The sequence below is a fragment of the Cupriavidus sp. DB3 genome, from assembly GCF_020418465.1.
Taxonomy (GTDB): Bacteria; Pseudomonadota; Gammaproteobacteria; order Burkholderiales; family Burkholderiaceae; genus Cupriavidus; species Cupriavidus cauae.
Genome location: NZ_JAIZPL010000001.1, coordinates 240,370 through 257,539, shown reverse-complemented (window position 1 = coordinate 257,539; position 17,170 = coordinate 240,370). Strand labels below are relative to the sequence as shown.

The following is a 17,170-nucleotide window of genomic DNA, read 5'->3' as shown; positions in this document are numbered from 1 at the left end:
ACCGTCCGAGCGACGTTGGCGGTTGTCAGTGCCGCCGGCAACGATGTTAATCGGGTTACGGGCGCGCGTCCACGGCTATCGCGCAAAGGGGATGACGCTCTCGTCGGCCCGCTGGGGCGCCGCAGCTTGTGCCGAGCGTTTCTCCCTCTTGCTCGCGCCGCGCTTCGGCGGTAAGCTTCGCCCACGCTTTGTATGCAAAACTTGAACACAAAAAAAGGAGACATAGCGCGATGGATCTCGCTGCCGCTCAACTGCCGATGGTGCTCAATGGTCTGGAATGGTCGGGCTGCGCGCTCGCGATGAGCGGCTCGCTGCTGGTGGCGCTGCACAACAAGGCGTCGCGCTGGGGCTGGATTTCGTACCTGTGCTCGAACATCGTGTGGAGCGTGTTCGCGCTGGTGACCGGCACCTATGGCCTGTTCGTGCAGCAGCTCGGCTTCACCGCGACCAGCCTGTACGGGCTCTACCGGCATACGCAGTTCCATCGTCACAGCGGACACGCCGGCTCGCACTGAGCCGGAGCGCCCCAGCCCTGCGCGGGGCTCAGTCGTCGAGCGTCTCGTGCACGCCGACCGCGCCGTGCTTCCAGTAGGCCGACGCGCGGATGCGGCGCTTGTCGATGCCGCGCTCGTCAACCAGGCAAGCGCGCACCGCGCGCATCTCGGCGGCTTCGCCGGCGGCCCAGACATAGCCCTCTCCGGCCGGCAATTCCAGCCGGCGCAGCGTCGTCAGCAATTCGTCGCCTTCGGCGCGATACAGCCAATGCAGTTCGCAGTCGGCATTGCTGCGCAGATCGAGACGCGCCTCGCGATCCTCGACCTGGACCACGACCACCACGCGCTTGCCGGCGGGCAATTCCTCGAGACGGCGGGCGATCGCGGGCAGCGCCGCTTCGTCGCCGATCAGCAGGTGCCAGTCGAACGCCGACGGGATCACGAAGGAACCGCGCGGCCCGCCGATGCCCAGCCATTGGCCCGGCTGCGCCTGCGCCGCCCAGCTGGCGCCGGGACCGTCGCCGTGCAGCACGAATTCGATATCGAGCTCGCGCGTCGCGGCGTCGTAGCGGCGCGGCGTGTAGTCGCGCGCGATCGGGCGCGGCTGTCCCTCGGGGAACATCGGACCGTCGGGTCCCATCTCGGGCAGCACCGGGCGCTGCTGTCCGGGCGCGGGCAGGAACACCTTGATGTGGTCGTCGAACGAGGCCGAGACGAAGTCGGCGAGGTCGTCGCCGGTGAAGGTCACGCGCAGCAGCGCCGGTGAGAGCCGCTGCGTGCGGACCACCTGGATGTGGCGGAACTTCAGCGGATGGCGGACGCGTTCGACGGCGAGCGCGGCGGCGCCGCGGCTATCGAGCGGACTGGCGGTATCGCCGGTGTTGGCCGTATTGGCCGTATTGGCCGTATTGGCCGTATTGGCCGTATTGGCGGTATTGGCGGTATTGGCGGTATTGGCGGTATTGGCGCGATCGGTAGCGGACATGCATTACCTCGGTTGGCGTGGTCGGGCGGGACGCGGCGGCACGGCGGCTGCCTCGGTGTCTTCGATATCGGCGACGGCGCGCAGCAGGATGTCGGCGACGCGCCGTTGTTCGGCCGGCGAGGCATCGGTGCGCAGCAGCAGCGCGCGCTTGAGCGCCATGCGCGCCTGCACGAACTCCGGCAGCCAGCCGTTGCCCTGCTCGTCCGGCTCGGGCGGCGGCTCGCCGGCAAGCGCGCGGCGCACCCACTCCATCTTGCGGGCGGCATGACGCAGCCCGTTCCACAGCAGCGCCAGGCGCTCGCGGTTGGCCTGCAGGAACTCGCGGCCGGGCTCGGCAAGCCGATAGCACTTGCGGTTGCCGTCGACGTCGACCGCGGCGTGGCCGATCTCCTCCAGGTACGTCAGGGCGGGATAGATCACGCCCGGGCTGGGCTTGTAGAAGCCGGCGCTGCGCGCTTCGAGCGCCTTGATCAGCTCGTAGCCATGGCTGGGCTGCTCGGCCAGCAGGTCGAGCAGCAGCAGTTGCAGGTCGTCGGCGCCGAGCTTGCGGCCGCGGCGCAGGCCGTCGGCGTCGGAGCCGAAACCGCCGAATCCACCGAAGGGACCGCCGGGTCCGTGGCCGTGCCGGCCGTGATGATGGCGAGGAGGCATGGGTCAGTCGTCCGTTATATCGAAAAACATATCTTACGATATAGTTGGCGGCACTGCAGGTCAAGCTTCGGCCCTGCTTGCGGCAGGGTCTTGCCGGGCGCGCTATCCGCCGGTCGCCCTTTGGGTGGGCCGTCCTATCCCGTCGCCCTGTTCCGTCGGCCGCCCTTGTTCCGTCGACCGCCCCTGTTCCGTCGGCCGGCCCGGTCCCGTCGGCTACCCTATTCCCCCAGGAACTCCGCCACGAACTCCAGCCCTTCGATATGGTCGGCCACCACCTTGGCGATCACGGCGAGCGGAATCGCCAGCAGCATCCCCCACGCGCCCCACAGCCAGGTGAACAGCAGCAGCGCGACGAACACCGCCACCGGATTCATCTTCGCCATCCGCCCGGTCATCCAGGTCTGCACCACCGAGCCGATCAGCGTCGCGATCAGAATCGAACCCCCCGCTGCCGCGGCGGCCAGCCCCAGCGTGCCGAACTGCATGAAGGCCGCCACGCCGAGCGCGATCGCGGTGGCGCCCGAGCCGAAGTACGGAATCAGATGCAGCGCGGCCGCGGCCAGCGCCCAGGTGCCGGCGTGCTGCAGGCCGATCGCCTTCAGCAGGAACCACGTGCACACCCCCAGCGCGGCATTGGTGATCAGCAGCATCAGCATGTAGCGCTGGATCGCCCGGTTGATCTCGCCGAGCATATGGACGTTGACCTTCTTCTGCGTCAGCGTGCGGCCCGTCATCTTGACGAACTTGCGCTTGAACATGTCGCCCGACACCAGCAGGAAGAAGGTCAGGAACAGCACCACCACGGCCTGCCCCGCCGCCGCGAAGGCGCTGACCGAGCCGGCCAGCACCATGTCGTGCAGCGCGCCGGCGGGCTTCTCGATCACGACGGGCGCGCCGCGCGAGAGCTGTGGCGTGCCGCCGGTCAGCACGGTCGCCGCGCGCTGGATCTTCTGCCACATCGAGTCGTCGCCGCTGAGCAGCGCCGACAGGCTGCGGGAGAGCTTGCGGGCGATCTCGGGCAGACGGTCGACGATGGCCTCCACCTGGCCCTGCAGCAGATAGGCGCCGCACAGCAGCACCGCGACCAACCCCAGCAACACCAGCGTCGCGCCGATCGGACGCGGCAGCCGCTGCCGATGGAGCGCCGACACCAGCGGATCGAGCAGATAGGTCAGGATGACCGCCAGCACCACGGGAATCACGAAAGCCTTGGCAACATGCAGCGCGTACAGGCAGGCCAGCGTCGCGAGCACCACCAGCGCCAGGCTGCCGCGCTGGATCGCCACCGGCAGCATGCGGGCGCTGGCCGGGCCGCGGGCCGGCTCGGCCGCCGATGTGGCGGCCGATGAGGCTGCGGATGAGGCCGCTCCGGACTCACCATCCCGGGCGCCCACGGCGATGGCCGATGCGTCCCGCTGTGCGGTCGCCCCAGGCTCGCGCTCGCGGGCATTCGCGGCGATGGCCGAAGCGTCCGGCTGTGTGCCTGTCGCTGGCTGGCCGTCGCGGACATTCGCGGCGATGGCCGAAGCGTCCGGCCGTGTGGCCGCCGCCTCGCTCGCCGCCGTCGCCCCGGCCAGCGGCTCGACTGCTGCCTCGTCCCGCGATGGCACCGCCCGCGCGCCACCCGTGGACGGTGCGGATGGCGCACCGGGCTGCGCGGACGGATTGGGCGTGGCATGCATGGCGAGGGGGACGGTGCGGGGGCTGGGGAGCGCCGCGCGGGAAGCGCGGTGCATCACTGTCAGCATAGTCGGCGGCTCACGCCCCCCGCAGTCGGACGGCCGCCGCAAGCCGTGTAGGACAAGCGCGACAGCGTCCCCCGTGGCCCACGGCGCTCCGAACACGGCACGGGGACCCGGGCAGGGACCCGCGGCACGGGGACCCGGGTAGCGGTCCGGCACCCGCGGCCGCGCGCCACGGCACGGTTTGACAGCCCGTCCCGATCGACCGATGATGCCCCGCGCCTCACGCCTTTCGGCCCACCGCCCCTTATGGAGACCTCGCCGTCATGCCCGATCACCGCCCTGTGCCTTCCGCCGCGACCGACCTGCCCGTCCTGCGCGATCCGGCGGGACTGCCCGCCCTGCCCCCGATCGCCGAGCCCGGCCAGCCGTGGCAGGCGATCGACACGCCGGCGCTGGTGCTGGAGCTCGATGCCTTCGAGCGCAATCTGCAGCGGATGCAGCAGGCCGCGGATCGGGCCGGCGTCGCGCTGCGGCCCCATGCCAAGGCCCACAAATGTCCAGACATCGCGCTGGCGCAAATGACGCGCGGCGCCGTCGGCATCTGCTGCCAGAAGGTCAGCGAGGCGCTGCCGTTCCTGCGCGCCGGCGTCGCCGACGTCCATATCAGCAACGAGATCGCCGGCCCGGCGAAGGCCACGCTGCTGGCCCGGATGGCGCGCCACGCTCGGATCAGCGTCTGCGTCGACGCCGTCGTCCAGGTGCGCGCACTGGCCGAGGCCGCCGAACGCGAGCAGAGCGGGCTGACGGTGCTGGTCGAACTCGACATCGGCCAGGGCCGTTGCGGCGTGGCCGATGCCGACGCCGCGCTACGGCTGGCCGAGCGCATCGCCGCGCAGCCGCGCCTGTCGTTCGGCGGATTGCAGGCCTACCATGGGGGCATCCAGCATGTGCGCGACCACGCCGCCCGGCGCGAGGCCGCGGCCCGCGCGGCGGAGCGTGCCGGCGCGGTGGCGGCCCGGCTCGCAGCGGCCGGTGCGCCGTGCCAGGTGGTCACCGGCGGTGGCAGCGGCAGTGTCGAATTCGACCTGGCCAGCGGCGTCTTCACCGAGATCCAGCCCGGTTCGTATGTCTTCATGGACGGCGACTACGGCAGCAATGCGCGCGGCGACGACGGCGCGGCCGAGGCGCTGCGTTTCGAGCACAGCCTGTTTATCGCGACCACGGTGATGAGCACCGCGGCGCAGGGCCAGGTCGTGGTCGATGCGGGATTGAAGTCGATGGCGGTCGACTCGGGGCTGCCATGGGTATGGGAACGCAACGGCGGGCAACGCAACGGCGTCGATCACAACAGCGGGGAGCGTAGCGGCGGGCAGCGCAACGTCGGCACGCGCAGCACGCGGCTGGCCTATGTCGCCGCCAACGACGAACACGGCATCGTGCGGCCGGTGCCGGGCGCCGGCGGCGAGGTGCCGGCACTGCCGCAACTGGGTGAACCGCTGTGGCTGGTGCCGGGCCATTGCGATCCGACGCTGAACCTGTACGACACGCTGGTCGGGGTGCGCGACGGCAAGGTGGAATCGCTGTGGCCGATCTCGGCGCGCGGTCTCAGCCGTTAAAACGGGTCGTTAAAACCAGGGTTACACGCGGCCATTAAAGGCAGGCCGTTAGAGGCAGCCCGTTAGCAGCAGCCGTGCGAAGCGGCCGTGCGAAGCAGCCGTGCGAAGCAGCCGTCAGAGTAAGCCGTTTGGACGCAGCCGTCAGAGGCGAGCCGCCAGATATAGGCCGCAGATCCGCGGCCAGGCGGGGGGCAGCAAGGAGGAATGACATGATCGATCGCAGCGGACGGCCCATCGACACACCCTCCACGCGGCGGCGCGATGCACTGCGCATCGCGGCCCGCGTCGCCTGCTGGACAGCGCTCGCATCGGCGATGCCGGCCAGCGTGTCCAGCGCCCTTGCGCAACCGCTCGGCACGCTGCCCGTCTCGGCGCTGGCCCGTCCCAATGTGGTGGTGTTGCTGCGGCATGCCAATGCACCCGGCATCGGCGACCCGCCCGGCTTCGACCTGCAGTCCTGTCCGACGCAGCGCAATCTCGATGCGAGCGGCCGCGCCCAGGCACAACGCCTCGGCGCGGCGTGGCGCGCGGCGGGCTTTCGTCCCAGCGCGGTCTGGAGCAGCGCCTGGTGCCGCTGCCGGGACACCGCGCGCCTGATGGACCTCGGTCCCGTCACGGTGCTGCCGGTGCTCAACTCCTTCTTCGGCGACGCCGGCGCCCGCACGCACCAGACGGCCGCGCTGTCCCGCTTTATCGACCAGCTCGACCCGCGCGGCGGGCCGTATCTGATGGTGACCCATCAGGTCGTCATCACGGCCCTGACGGGACAGGGGGCCGACAGCGGCGGCGGCGTCGTGTTCGAACTGTCGCCGGACGGCCAGCCACGGCGCCTGTATCGGCTGCCCGCGGGCTGAGGTCAGTCGCCGGGGGTCGCCGCCGGTCGCGGGGTCGCCGAATCGCCGAATCGCCGAATCGCCGAATCGCCGAGCCGCCGGGTCGCCCGGTCGCCGAGACGCCCGGTCGCCCGGTCGCCGGAGCCGCCGCGGGATACTTGCCGCCGCTCCGGCCGAACGCCAACTACAACGTCGAACCGTGCTGATGGCGGTATTCCTGCGTGCGGCCGCCATAACCGTAGGCCGCGGCCCGGGCGTCGATCACATGGATGTACGAGCAGTCGTGCACATTGCCGATCAACTCGGACAGCGCGCGGTGCACCGCTTCGAGATAGCGCGCCTTCTCGGCCTTGGTATTGGTCTCGTCGGTCACGCTGATATCGAGATGGAAGGCATTGCGCTCGAGCGCGGACAGCGGCTGGCCGTCGATGAACCAGGCGTCGTGCGGCACGTACTGGACCGCGACCGCCATCACTTCGGGCTTCTTGCCCAGCACGGTACGGGTCAGCTCGGCAACGGTGGCGGCGGCCTTGGCGGTCAGCGCGGTATCGGGGCGGCCGGAGATCTGCAGTTGGAGATGGGGCATCGCGGTTTCCTCCTTGAATGGTTGGTGAAGTGGTCGGTGCATGGAATCGAAGGTGGCACGGGCCGGCTCGATATCGCCGTGCCGACCCGCCACTGACTCGATCCTAGTGCCCCGCCTGCCATCGGAAAAGCGGGAAGATTTGATACCATCCATCGATAATGCCGAAACCAGGAGCGGGCGATGCGCGGCTTCGATCTCGAACAATTGCGTACCTTCGTCGCGGTGGCCGACAGCGGCAGCCTGTCGGCCGCGGCGCCGCGGCTGTTTCTGTCGCAGTCCTCGGTCAGCGAGCAGTTGCGCAAGCTGGAGGAGCGCGCCGGCGTGCCGCTGCTGCTGCGGGGCCGCCGGGGCGTGCAGCCCACCCCGGCCGGCGAACGGCTGCTCGGCCATGCGCGCCGCATGCTCGATCTGGACGCGCTGGCGATGCAGGACATCCGCGGCGAGACGCTGGCGGGCGAACTGCGGCTCGCCATCACCGACTACTACCGCACCAGCGAGATTGCCGGCATGCTGCGGCGCCTGCGCGAGCGGCACCCGCAACTGCGGCTGCACGTGACGGTGATGAAAAGCGCAGCGATCGATGCCAGCGTCGACGACGACGCCTTCGATATCGGCCTGACCATGCGGGTGGTGGGAGCGCGCAGCGGCGCCGCCGATCGGTCGCGCGGGTCCCGCGGGTCGCGCGGGTCGCGCGCCGGTTGGCTCCCGTTGCGGCGGGAGCCGCTGGCCTGGGTCGTCGCGCGCGGGGAGACGGACAGCATCGCCATGCCGCTGCCGCTGGTGCTGCTGCCGGACACCTGCTCGCTGCACCAGTACGTCGTCCGGACCCTGAAGCGTACCCGCGTGCCGTACCGCGTCTCGCACTCCGCGTCCGGCGTGGCGGGGCTGCAGATGGCGCTCGCGGCCGGGCTCGGCATCTCGTGCCTGAACCGCTCGGCCATTCCGGCCGGCGTGGCCGAGCTCGACGCGGCGACCGCATCGTCGCTGGGCCTGCCGGCGCTGCCCGAGGTCGAGTTCTGCCTGCTGCCGCCGCGCCGCGGCGAAGCACCGGTGGTACAGGCCGCGCGCGAGGTCCTGGCCGAGCAGTTCGGTTGACCGGCGCGGCCGCATGACCCGGCTCGATGACAGTCCCGTGTCGTCACAAGGCACTGTCATATTGCGCGAGTAGACTCGCAACATCGTTCCGTCATACGGACCGGCGCGGTCGCGGCGTGCCGCTCGCCGTCCGCCCAACCGCCGCGCAACTTCCGCCCAGCTTCGGCCCAACTTCCGCCCGACTGCCCCGATGCCCCTTCCCGCCTCCGACAGTTTCGCCGAGCTCGATCTGCTGCGCGCACTGCTGGAAGTCGGCGCGGCGCATTTCGATATCGAAGTCGTATGCGAGGCCAGCAGCCATGGGCGGCGCTTTCCGGTGTACCTCGCCGGCATCGGCTCGCGCGATCCCCACGCGCCGGCGATCGGCCTGTTCGGCGGCATCCACGGCCTCGAACGGATCGGCACGCAGCTGCTGCTCGACTATATGCGGGCGCTGCTCAAGCGCCTCGAATGGGACGAGCTGCTGCACCTGCAATTGCGCAAGGTCCGGCTGTTGTTCATGCCGATCGTCAACCCGGCCGGCATGTGGGCCGGCCGGCGCGCCAATCCGAACGGCGTCGACCTGATGCGCAACGCCCCGCAGGATGCCGAGGGACGCGTGCCCTTCCTCGCCGGCGGCCAGCGCATCGGCCCGTGGCTGCCGTGGTACCGCGGCAGGGCCGGCACGCCGATGGAGGCCGAGAGCACCGCGCTGCTGCGCGTGGTGCAGGCGCAATTGCTGACGCGCCCGCTGAGCTTCGCGGTCGATTGCCATTCGGGCTACGGCTGGCGCGACAGCATCTGGTTTCCCTACGCGCGGACGCAGGCCGCGATGCCGCATCTGCCCGAGATGTACGTGCTGAAGACGCTGTTCGAGCAGGCCCACCCGCATCACGGCTACGCCTTCGAGCCGCAGAGCCACCAGTACCTGGTGCACGGCGACCTGTGGGACTACGCCTATGACCGCACGCCCGCGCCGCATATCTTCCTGCCGATGACGCTGGAACTGGGCTCGTGGCTGTGGATCAAGAAGAATCCGCGGCAGCTGTTCTCGCGCGACGGCTTCTTCAATCCGGTCAAGGCGCATCGCACCGCGCGCGTGCTGCGCCGCCATGTCAGCCTGTTCGACTTCCTGGCGCGCGCCGCCTTCGCGCCGGCGCGCTGGCTGCCGACCGGTGCGGCGCGGCAGGCGATCTGGCGCGAGGCCAGCGAACACTGGCGCGCCCCTGCCGGCAGGCCGACACGATGAGCGACTGGATCCTGTTGCGCGGGCTGACGCGCGAGGCGCGCCATTGGGGCGAACTGCCGGCGGCGCTGCGGCGCGGCGGCGCGGTCGGCGATGACGATCGCCTGACGATGCTCGATCTGCCGGGCAACGGCAACCAGGCCCGCCGGAGATCGCCGGCGACGGTGGCGGCCAACGTGTCCCACCTGCGCGCCGACGCGGCACGGGCCGGCCTGCGCCCGCCGTACCGGCTGCTGGCCATGTCGCTGGGCGGCATGGTGGCGACCGCGTGGGCGCAGCAGCACGCGGATGACATCGAACGGCTGGTGTTGATCAACACCAGCATGCGGCCGTTCGGCGCGCCGCATCAGCGCATGCGTCCCGGCGCGTGGCCCGCGGTGCTTGGCCTGATGCGCTCGTGGCACGACGGCGCCCGTTGCGAGGCCATCATCCATCGGCTGACCTGCGCCCGCACCGATGCACTCGAATCCGACGTGGCGCGCTGGACCGCGATCCGCACGGACGCGCCGGTCAGCCGCGGCAATGCGCTGCGCCAACTGCTGGCGGCGGCCCGCTTCCGGGCCGGCACGGCGCCGCCACACTGCGCCACGCTGCTGCTGTCGTCGGCGGCCGACCGGCTGGTGTCCCCGGCCTGCTCGGCGCGATTGGCCGCGGCGTGGTCGGTCCCGCATCGCGTGCACCCGTGGGCGGGACACGACCTGCCGCACGACGATCCGCAATGGGTGGCGCGGGAGGTGGCACGCTGGATCGCGTTGCCGGCCAGCTAGGCATCGCTCTCCAGGCCGTGATCCTCCCGATCGCGAACCGCCGCGACGATGCCGTCGGCGTGCATGTCATTGAGCAGCGCCATGCCGGCGGCGACGAAGGACGGCAAGTCCGGTACGCCGCATTGACGCCCCAGTTCGTGCAGCAGGCTGTCGGCGGTCACCGAGCCGCCCGACGGCCCGATCTCGTGCAGCAGTTGCCAGGCGAGCGGACTCAGCTCCGAGAATCGCACCTCGTCGTCGGCGGTCCTGCGCACCAGCAGGAAGGTCGCCAGGGCCGGCGGTTGCGACGGCCGGTACGCCGGTCCGAGCCGATGCACCGGCCAGCGATAGGCCAGGGGCCAGGCCAGCGGGCACAGTTGCAGCGGCAGGTCCAGGGCCGGAGCGCTCATTGGAGTACCCATCGGAGCGCCGGTTGGAGCGCCGGTTGGGGCCGGGATTGGGGCGAACAGTTCCGCGCCGAGCGGTTGTGCATCGCTCTGCAGCAGCGCCATTTCCACCCACTCGTAATGCGCCAGCTCGGCGAGGAACGGCCGCCGCATCGGCGCGGGCAAGGACTCGAGATCCAGCGCGTCGACGAAGGCGACAAACTCTTCGGCAATCTCGCCGAAGCGCGGCGTGTGCGAACGGTGGTCCCGCAGGAAGCGCTCGACCAGCCAGCGCCAATGCTCGGCTCCCAGCAAGGACACCAGCACCGGAAAGGTCCCGCCCAGCAGCGACACGAGGTTGCCAGTCACCAGTTCGCGATAGATCCGCACGCGGGCCGGGTCCATGCCCGGCGGCGAGGGATGGCGCGACGGATCGCGCAGGTGGCGGGTCAGCGCCAGCTGCTGCTGCATTGAAGTGCGCGCGATCTCAGCCATGGGCGCTTCTCCTCGCGGCTCCACCCGCACGGGCCTGCAGTTCGCGGATATGGCGCAGCTCCCTGGCCAGCTCCGCATAGTCGGGAAAGTTGAAGTCGCGCTCGAGCACGGTCGGATGGACGCCGAAGCGGCCATAGGCGTATTCCAGCAGCGCCCATACCTCGGCCTTGACCGCGGCGCCGTGCGTGTCGATCTTCAGGTCGTCGGCTTCGTCGTAGTGGCCGGCCACGTGATAGGCGGCCACCCTGCCCGGCTCGAGCGCATCGAGGAAGGCATAGGGATCGAAACCGTGGTTGATCGCGTTGACGTAGACATTGTTGACGTCCAGCAGCAAGGCGCAGTCGGCCTCGCGCAGCACGGCATTGGTGAAGGCGGCCTCGTCCATGTCCTGCCGCGGGGCGGCGTAGTACGACACGTTCTCGATCGCCATCGTCCTGCCGAGGATCTGCTGTGCCCGGCGAATGCGGGCGACGACATGTTCGATGGTCTCCTCCGTGAATGGCAGCGGCAGCAGGTCGTACAGATGCGCGTCGTCGGTGCAGTAGCTCAGGTGCTCGCTGTAGAGCGGCACGCGATGGCCATCGAGGAAGCCGCGGATCTCGGACAGCAGGCCTTCATCGAGCGGCGCGATGCCGCCGAGCGACAGCGACAGTCCATGGCAGTAGAGCGGATACCGCTCGGCCAGACGGCCCAGGGCCTTGCCATAGGCGCCGCCGACGCGCAGCCAGTTCTCGGGCGCCAGCTCGAGAAAATCGAAATCGCCGGGCGGCGCCTGCTCCAGCTGCGGGATCAGGGCCCGGCGCAGCCCCAGGCCGACGCAGGCGGTGGGCGCGGAGCGCGGTGACAGGACGGACGAATGGATCGGCACCGGCACGGTGGATCTCCTTGGCGATCGTTTGGGGGGCATGGGCCACCGGGGGGGCCCGATGCAGGGCTTGCGCAGCCGCGCCGCACCGGTTACATCCGGCGCGGCGCGGCCGCACGGAACAGTTACTTCTTCAGCTTGGCGAACAGGTTCTTCGGTACCGGCTTGCCGTTGGCCTGGTAGGTGGCACGCAGATACTCGTAGGCCTCGGCCTCCGAGATGTTGCCGTCGTGGCTGGTGTCGATCTTGTCGAACTCCGCGGCGCGCGTCGGCGCCACCGCCAGGAACTCGGCGCGCGAGACGAGGCCGTTCTTGTCGGTATCGGTGCGCGAGAAGGAGGCGTCGCCGCATTTCCCTTCGCCGCATTTCCCTTCGCCGCATTTGCCCTCGCCACACTTGCCTTCGGCCTGCGCGCCCTTGCTGGCGCCGCGCGACACGCGCGTCGTTTCGGCACCGCACTTGCCTTCGCCGCACTTGCCCTCGCCGCATTTGCCTTCTGCCCGCGCGCCCTTCTTCGCGCCGCGCGGTGCGCGCACCGTTTCCGCACCGCACTTGCCTTCGCCGCATTTGCCTTCGGCGGCCTTGCCGTCGGCCGCGGCCACCAGATAGCCCTGCGCCAGCGGCTGCATGGCGAAGACCGGTCCATTCAGCAGCACGCTGCCGGCCAGCGCGGCACCAAGCAGGCCGAGCGTCGTCTTGCGGGGGGAATGAGCTTGTGACATGGCGAATCTCCTGAGTCAATGCACGCGGACGTGCGGGTCTGTGCCACGAGGCGTGGCGAACGAAATCGTGTCGATTGGGGTGGTGCCGGGTATGGCGGGCTTGCGCAGCGAAGCGCCGCGTATCGTTCGGCCGGATGGCGAGACCGTCAGGCCGTGGCCCTGGCCCTGGCCCGGCTCAGCGCGCCCAACGCGATACCGATGGCGATCAGCGCGCCGCCGGCCCATGGCAGCAGAAGCGCCAGCGGCAGGCCGAGCAGGATCAGCACGGCGGACCAGACGGCATGGCCGGCATGGGTCGCAGCAGCGGCCGGCAGCGCGTTGCACTGCGTCCACCGGTGCATCAGCAAGCCGTCCAGGCTCAGCGGCCCGGCACCACGCAGCAGCAGCGGCAGCAGCATGAGCACATACAGCAGCGGCAGCTTGAAGTTGCCGTAGCCCTTGTCGGTGACGGCGTAGCCCTGCCACAGCTCGGCGAGGCTCGCCCACTCCGTTGGCCAATGGACCGCGTAGGTCGCGACCACGGTCAGCACGATCAGCGCGTAGGCGACGAAGCGCGTGCCCAGGCCCAGCAGCAGCGCGACGGCGCCCAGCAGTTCGAGCCACGTCGCCAGCGTCCAGTTGAGGTTGGCGCTCAGCAGCGAGAACGGCGGCGGGAATTGCCCGGCGAGCTGGTCGAACCAGTTCTGTCCGAGCAGCTTCTCGCGGCCCGACTCGAAGAACTCCCAGGCCAGGATCGCGCGCAGTCCCAGCGGCGCGAGCCAGTGGCCGACGGTATCGAGGCGGGTCGTCAGCGGGATGGGGATGGGCCGGTCTTGCACAGTGCGCTCCTTGAAATGGCGTCGTGGATTCGATGTCGCCATTTCAGGGCGGGCGTGTATCGCGGATGTGTTTGACGGCGTGCGGGATTGTCACGGAGTTGCATCGCAGGCCGGGCTGGATACAGTGCAATACAAAGCGCGGGCCTTCTCGGTGGTTCGTGGTGCTTCCCCATGGACCGTGGCCATTGCACAGTTGCGCTGAGGCGCCGTTGCGCGGTGGTGCGGTGGTGCGGTGGTGCGGTGGTGCGGTGGTGCGGTGGTGCTGTGGTGCTGTGGTGCTGTGGTGCTGTGGTGCTGTGGTGCTGTGGTGCTGTGGTGCTGTGGTGCTGTGGTGCTGTGGCGCGGTGACGCGGTGATGCGGTGATGCCTGCCGAGGGCAAAAAAAAATCCGGATCGGCCTGCCAGGGCAACAGGCCAATCCGGACCGGCACCGCGGGGCGCGGCCAAGGCCACCGCTACGGTGCGAAGCGCGTGAACACGTAATCGCGGTCCTTGACGCGGGCCGCATGGCAGGCGAAGCAGGTCTGATGCTGGGCCGCGTCCACCGCCACGCCGTCGACGAAGCGGCCGAAACCCCAGCCACCCGTCGACGCATACCGGCGCGAGTCCTTGACCATCACCTGCACCGTGGTCGGCTGCCCCGGGATCGTCGCGGGCTCGAAGTCGGGCGATGGCTTGCGCTTGTAGGCGAGCTTGACCAGCACGGCCCCGTCGGGGAAGCGCTTCGCCGATCGTTCGATGGCCGCCATCGCTTCGGGATTGCCCAGCACCACACGCAGTTCATCGAGCGGGGCGGCCTCTTCGGCGGGTGCGATCAACTGCCATTTACGGTAGCCGTGGGGAATGGTGACGCCATAGATGGGGGAGGCCGATGGCTTGGCGGTCGGCTGTGTGGCGGTTGGCTGCGTGGCGGTCGGCTGCTGGACGCGCTGCTTGGTGGCGGGCTGCTGGGCGGTCTGATGCTCGGCAGGCTGCTTGCCGGTCTGTTGCTGCGCGGTGTCGCTGGCGGCATGGACCGCTGGCTGCGCGGTGTCGCGCGCGCCGTGGACCGATGGCTGCGCCAGGGTCGGCTGGCCGACGGCGGCGCAGGCGAGCAGCGTAAGCCCGGCGAGGGTCGTGGGTAGTCGGAGACGTTGCATGCGAGATCCCCTCGCTCAAAGCTGCACGACCTGCAACACCGCGTCGGCGAATGCGCGCGGTGCTTCCTGCGGCAGGTTGTGGCCGATGCCGCCGCCGATGTCCCGGTGCTGGTACTTGCCGGTGAACATGCCGGCGTAAGCGGCGGGCTTCGGATGCGGGGCACCGTTCGCGTCGCCTTCCATCGTGATGGTCGGCACCGAGATCTTCGGCGCCGCCGCCAGGCGCTTCTCCAGCGCATCGTATTGCGTCTCGCCCTGGGCCAGCCCGAGACGCCACCGATAGTTGTGGATCACGATGGCGACGTGATCGGGGTTGTCGAACGACTGCGCCGAGCGGCGGTAGGTGGCGTCATCGAATCGCCACTGCGGCGAGGCCAGTTGCCAGATCAGCCGGTTGAAGCCATCGAGATTGGCCGCATAGCCGGCGGCTCCGCGTTCGGTCGCGAAGTAGAACTGGTACCACCATTGCAACTCGGCCTGCGGAGGCAAGGGCTTGCGGTTGGCTTCCTGGCTGCCGATCAGATAGCCGCTGACGGATACCAGTCCAAGGCAGCGCTCCGGCCACAGCGCGGCGACGATATTCGCAGTGCGGGCGCCCCAGTCGAAACCGGCAATGATGGCCTTGTCGATCTTCAGCGCATCCATCAGCGCGATGACGTCGAGCGCAAGCGCGGCCTGCTGGCCGTTGCGCGGCGCGTCGGCCGACAGGAAGCGGGTCGAGCCGTATCCACGCAGGTACGGCATGATCACGCGATAGCCGGCCGCCGACAGCAGCGGCGCGACCTCGACGAAGCTATGGATGTCGTACGGCCAGCCGTGCAGCAGGATCGCCACCGGACCGTTGGCCGGCCCGGCCTCCGCATAGCCGATGTTCAAGGTGCCGGCGTCGATCTGGCGAATGGGGCCGAAGGAGGCGGCACCCGGCGTTTGCCGGGCACCGGTTGCGGCCGGCCGTGCCGACTGCGTCGACTTTGCCGATTGTGCCCTGGCCGCGCTGCCCAGGCCCAGTTCCAGCAAGCCGATGCCGGCCAGCGCCGTGGTCGAGCCGAGCAAGCGGCGGCGATGTGCGTTCACTGAATCTGACATGGTCGTTTCTCCAAAAAGGTGGGTGAGAAACGCCAGTGGACTCCCGCGCGGTATCGTCGGCATGTCCGAATTCCGCCGCCGCGCATCGCCGTGTATCGATCGACGGGGTCGATACACGGCGATACAAACTCGCCGCTGGATTGCGTGATGGTCCGACGTGGCCGGTGCTAACGGAGGATGGCACCATGGCCCGGACTGGCGCCGGAGGGGCCGCCGCCCCGTGCCACCTCGGCATCCACCAGTCCGGCGCTGTGCCAGATCCGCTGCGCCTGCGCGCGCACCGCGGACTGCCGCGCCCGCACGCCGGCGATCCCTGCCATCGCATCGCGAAAGGCCTGCTTGCCGGCGTCGTACAGCGCCTCGCGGATGTCCAGCAGCTTGCGGCAAGTGCCCCAGGCGTTCAGATCGAGCCGCTGCAGCGCGTCGCCGAGACGATGCAATTGCGGCTCTGTCAGCCGGGCACCGGCACGTGCCAGCAGCTCGTCCACACGCCGCTCGATCTCCGTGAGCACCCCCTCGCCCGCGCGCTGCCGCGCCAGCGTGCGCAAGTTGTGGACCAGCGAATCGATGGCAGCACCGATCTGGTCGGCATCGCTGCCAGGATCAAGCAGCAGGTCCGTCAATGTCTGCATGGCGGCCGGCGGCGGACTGCTGCGGGGCTTCTCGTTGACGCGACTCGACGCATCGCCAGCCGCTGCGGCAGCCGCCGCTGCCTCGTCCGGCCCAGCGGCACCGGACGGACCCGAGGGCGGTTCCTGGGCAATGCCAAGCTGCGTGCGGATCAGCACCAGCGCGGTATCCCGCTCAAGCACGCGAAAATCGTCGGCATGGCGGGTCATGCCGCTCACGGTCAGCTCGCGAGCTTCCGACGCCCTGCATAGCGCTTGCGCGGCCGTCGCCCATTTCGCGGCCAATGCCTGCGTGAGCGCCAGGTCGCCGTCCGCCATCCCGAAACGGCACACCGCCTCGACCGAACGTCGGAACATGTCGAAGGTATCCGCAGCGTACGCACCGCCGGCCAGGAACTTGCGGTCGCGCGGGCGCGGGCTGACCCAGTCGTCGCGAAGGCGCGCCAGGTCCAGTACGCCCTTGCCGTCGCGTACCTTGGCCAGTTCGCGGTCCAGCTGCGCCAACACATGACCGACACCAGCCGCGGGCACGATGCTGTCCGGCTCGAACCTGCGTAGCGCTTCCCTCGCGGTCGCCTCGATCATGGCCTTCGCCGCCGTTGTCGCGGCCGCATCGTCCGCCGCGGCGTCGTTGCCGAGGTCCGATGCCGGATAGCCGCGGGGGTCCTGGCACCAGTCCACCATCGCCTGCAGGGTGTCCCTGCTGCACCGGGCACAGAATGCGGCAAGCGCATCGGGCGGCAATGGCGTCAGCTTCTCGGCGATCGACTTCGCCGTATCCCGGTCGGACAAGGGCGGCGGCGTGGAAACGTAGGTGATCCGGGGCAACGGCTGACGGCCGCTGGCTACCGTCTGCGCGCGCCGGCCGCGCCAGAAGAACAACGCGCGCAGAAGCCGGGACCAGAGGCTGGTTCGCGCGGTTGGCGCGCCGCATGCAACGCCGCATGCAATGCCCGAGGATGGCGCGGCTTCGGACCGCACCTTGTACCTGACGCCCAGGCACGGACCGAAGAATCTGGACACGACTTGCAACATCCCATTCCCCCAAACAAGCAAAAAAAAGCATTCCGCGCGGCCCCATCGAGGCCGCGCCCTGACTAACCATGTGCGTGGA

Annotated in this window: 17 protein-coding genes; 6 read left to right on the top strand and 11 right to left on the bottom strand. The window is 69.7% G+C overall.

The genetic code is table 11. The features are described 5' to 3' along the window. The first annotated feature begins 230 nt into the window (after nt 1-230). Nucleotides 231-515 (top strand): nicotinamide mononucleotide transporter, encoded by a 285-nt coding sequence (locus tag K7G19_RS01130; protein WP_226105298.1) that lies wholly within the window; start codon nt 231-233, stop codon nt 513-515. 28 nt (nt 516-543) lie between these two features. Here K7G19_RS01130 and K7G19_RS01125 read toward each other — a convergent pair whose 3' ends face one another. From K7G19_RS01125 to K7G19_RS01115, 3 genes are all read right to left on the bottom strand, one after another. Continuing rightward, nucleotides 544-1,479 (bottom strand): siderophore-interacting protein, encoded by a 936-nt coding sequence (locus K7G19_RS01125; RefSeq protein ID WP_226105296.1) that lies wholly within the window; start codon nt 1,477-1,479, stop codon nt 544-546. A gap of 3 nt (nt 1,480-1,482) precedes the next feature. Next, complete coding sequence (locus K7G19_RS01120) at nt 1,483-2,130, bottom strand: PadR family transcriptional regulator (RefSeq protein WP_226105294.1); 648 nt, start codon at nt 2,128-2,130, stop codon at nt 1,483-1,485. Between the two features lie 218 nt (nt 2,131-2,348). Continuing rightward, complete coding sequence (locus K7G19_RS01115) at nt 2,349-3,425, bottom strand: AI-2E family transporter (protein ID WP_226105292.1); 1,077 nt, start codon at nt 3,423-3,425, stop codon at nt 2,349-2,351. Between the two features lie 713 nt (nt 3,426-4,138). Between K7G19_RS01115 and K7G19_RS01110 the strand changes: the two genes are divergently transcribed. Next, complete coding sequence (locus tag K7G19_RS01110) at nt 4,139-5,431, top strand: DSD1 family PLP-dependent enzyme (RefSeq protein ID WP_226105290.1); 1,293 nt, start codon at nt 4,139-4,141, stop codon at nt 5,429-5,431. A gap of 209 nt (nt 5,432-5,640) precedes the next feature. Continuing rightward, nucleotides 5,641-6,285, top strand: coding sequence for a phosphoglycerate mutase family protein (locus K7G19_RS01105; protein ID WP_226105288.1), 645 nt, complete (start codon nt 5,641-5,643; stop codon nt 6,283-6,285). A 163-nt stretch (nt 6,286-6,448) separates the two neighbouring features. Here the strand turns inward: K7G19_RS01105 and K7G19_RS01100 are convergent, their stop codons facing one another. Next, complete coding sequence (locus tag K7G19_RS01100) at nt 6,449-6,850, bottom strand: 4-oxalocrotonate tautomerase (protein WP_149318120.1); 402 nt, start codon at nt 6,848-6,850, stop codon at nt 6,449-6,451. A 180-nt stretch (nt 6,851-7,030) separates the two neighbouring features. On the opposite strand from K7G19_RS01100, the gene K7G19_RS01095 reads away from it, so the two are divergent. From K7G19_RS01095 to K7G19_RS01085, 3 genes are all read left to right on the top strand, one after another. After that, the gene (locus tag K7G19_RS01095) at nt 7,031-7,945 is read left to right on the top strand and encodes a LysR family transcriptional regulator (RefSeq protein ID WP_226105286.1); all 915 of its coding nucleotides are present in this window, start codon (nt 7,031-7,033) and stop codon (nt 7,943-7,945) included. Between the two features lie 190 nt (nt 7,946-8,135). After that, the gene (locus tag K7G19_RS01090) at nt 8,136-9,173 is read left to right on the top strand and encodes a M14 family zinc carboxypeptidase (protein WP_149318118.1); all 1,038 of its coding nucleotides are present in this window, start codon (nt 8,136-8,138) and stop codon (nt 9,171-9,173) included. Further along, nucleotides 9,170-9,937, top strand: a complete 768-nt coding sequence (locus K7G19_RS01085; protein ID WP_226105284.1) for an alpha/beta fold hydrolase — start codon at nt 9,170-9,172, stop codon at nt 9,935-9,937. Before K7G19_RS01090 ends, K7G19_RS01085 begins: the two co-directional genes overlap by 4 nt. Here K7G19_RS01085 and K7G19_RS01080 read toward each other — a convergent pair. From K7G19_RS01080 to K7G19_RS01050, 7 genes are all read right to left on the bottom strand, one after another. Beyond that, the gene (locus tag K7G19_RS01080) at nt 9,934-10,797 is read right to left on the bottom strand and encodes a DUF2063 domain-containing protein (RefSeq protein ID WP_226105282.1); all 864 of its coding nucleotides are present in this window, start codon (nt 10,795-10,797) and stop codon (nt 9,934-9,936) included. The two genes, K7G19_RS01085 and K7G19_RS01080, sit on opposite strands and share 4 nt — an antisense overlap. After that, nucleotides 10,790-11,671, bottom strand: a complete 882-nt coding sequence (locus K7G19_RS01075) for a DUF692 domain-containing protein (protein WP_226105280.1) — start codon at nt 11,669-11,671, stop codon at nt 10,790-10,792. Before K7G19_RS01075 ends, K7G19_RS01080 begins: the two co-directional genes overlap by 8 nt. Before the next feature lie 116 nt (nt 11,672-11,787). Next, entirely contained in the window at nt 11,788-12,384 is a 597-nt protein-coding gene (locus tag K7G19_RS01070; RefSeq protein ID WP_226105278.1) for an EF-hand domain-containing protein, read from the bottom strand. Between the two features lie 146 nt (nt 12,385-12,530). Beyond that, nucleotides 12,531-13,202, bottom strand: a complete 672-nt coding sequence (locus K7G19_RS01065; protein WP_226105276.1) for a DoxX family protein — start codon at nt 13,200-13,202, stop codon at nt 12,531-12,533. 455 nt (nt 13,203-13,657) lie between these two features. Next, nucleotides 13,658-14,062: a cytochrome P460 family protein gene (locus K7G19_RS01060; RefSeq protein WP_226106267.1), complete on the bottom strand. Its 405-nt coding sequence runs from the start codon at nt 14,060-14,062 to the stop codon at nt 13,658-13,660. Between the two features lie 294 nt (nt 14,063-14,356). Then, nucleotides 14,357-15,427 (bottom strand): alpha/beta fold hydrolase, encoded by a 1,071-nt coding sequence (locus K7G19_RS01055; protein WP_226105275.1) that lies wholly within the window; start codon nt 15,425-15,427, stop codon nt 14,357-14,359. A 167-nt stretch (nt 15,428-15,594) separates the two neighbouring features. After that, on the bottom strand, nt 15,595-17,091 hold the full coding sequence (locus tag K7G19_RS01050; protein ID WP_226105274.1) for a hypothetical protein: 1,497 nt from the start codon (nt 17,089-17,091) through the stop codon (nt 15,595-15,597). Nucleotides 17,092-17,170: the final 79 nt, after the last annotated feature.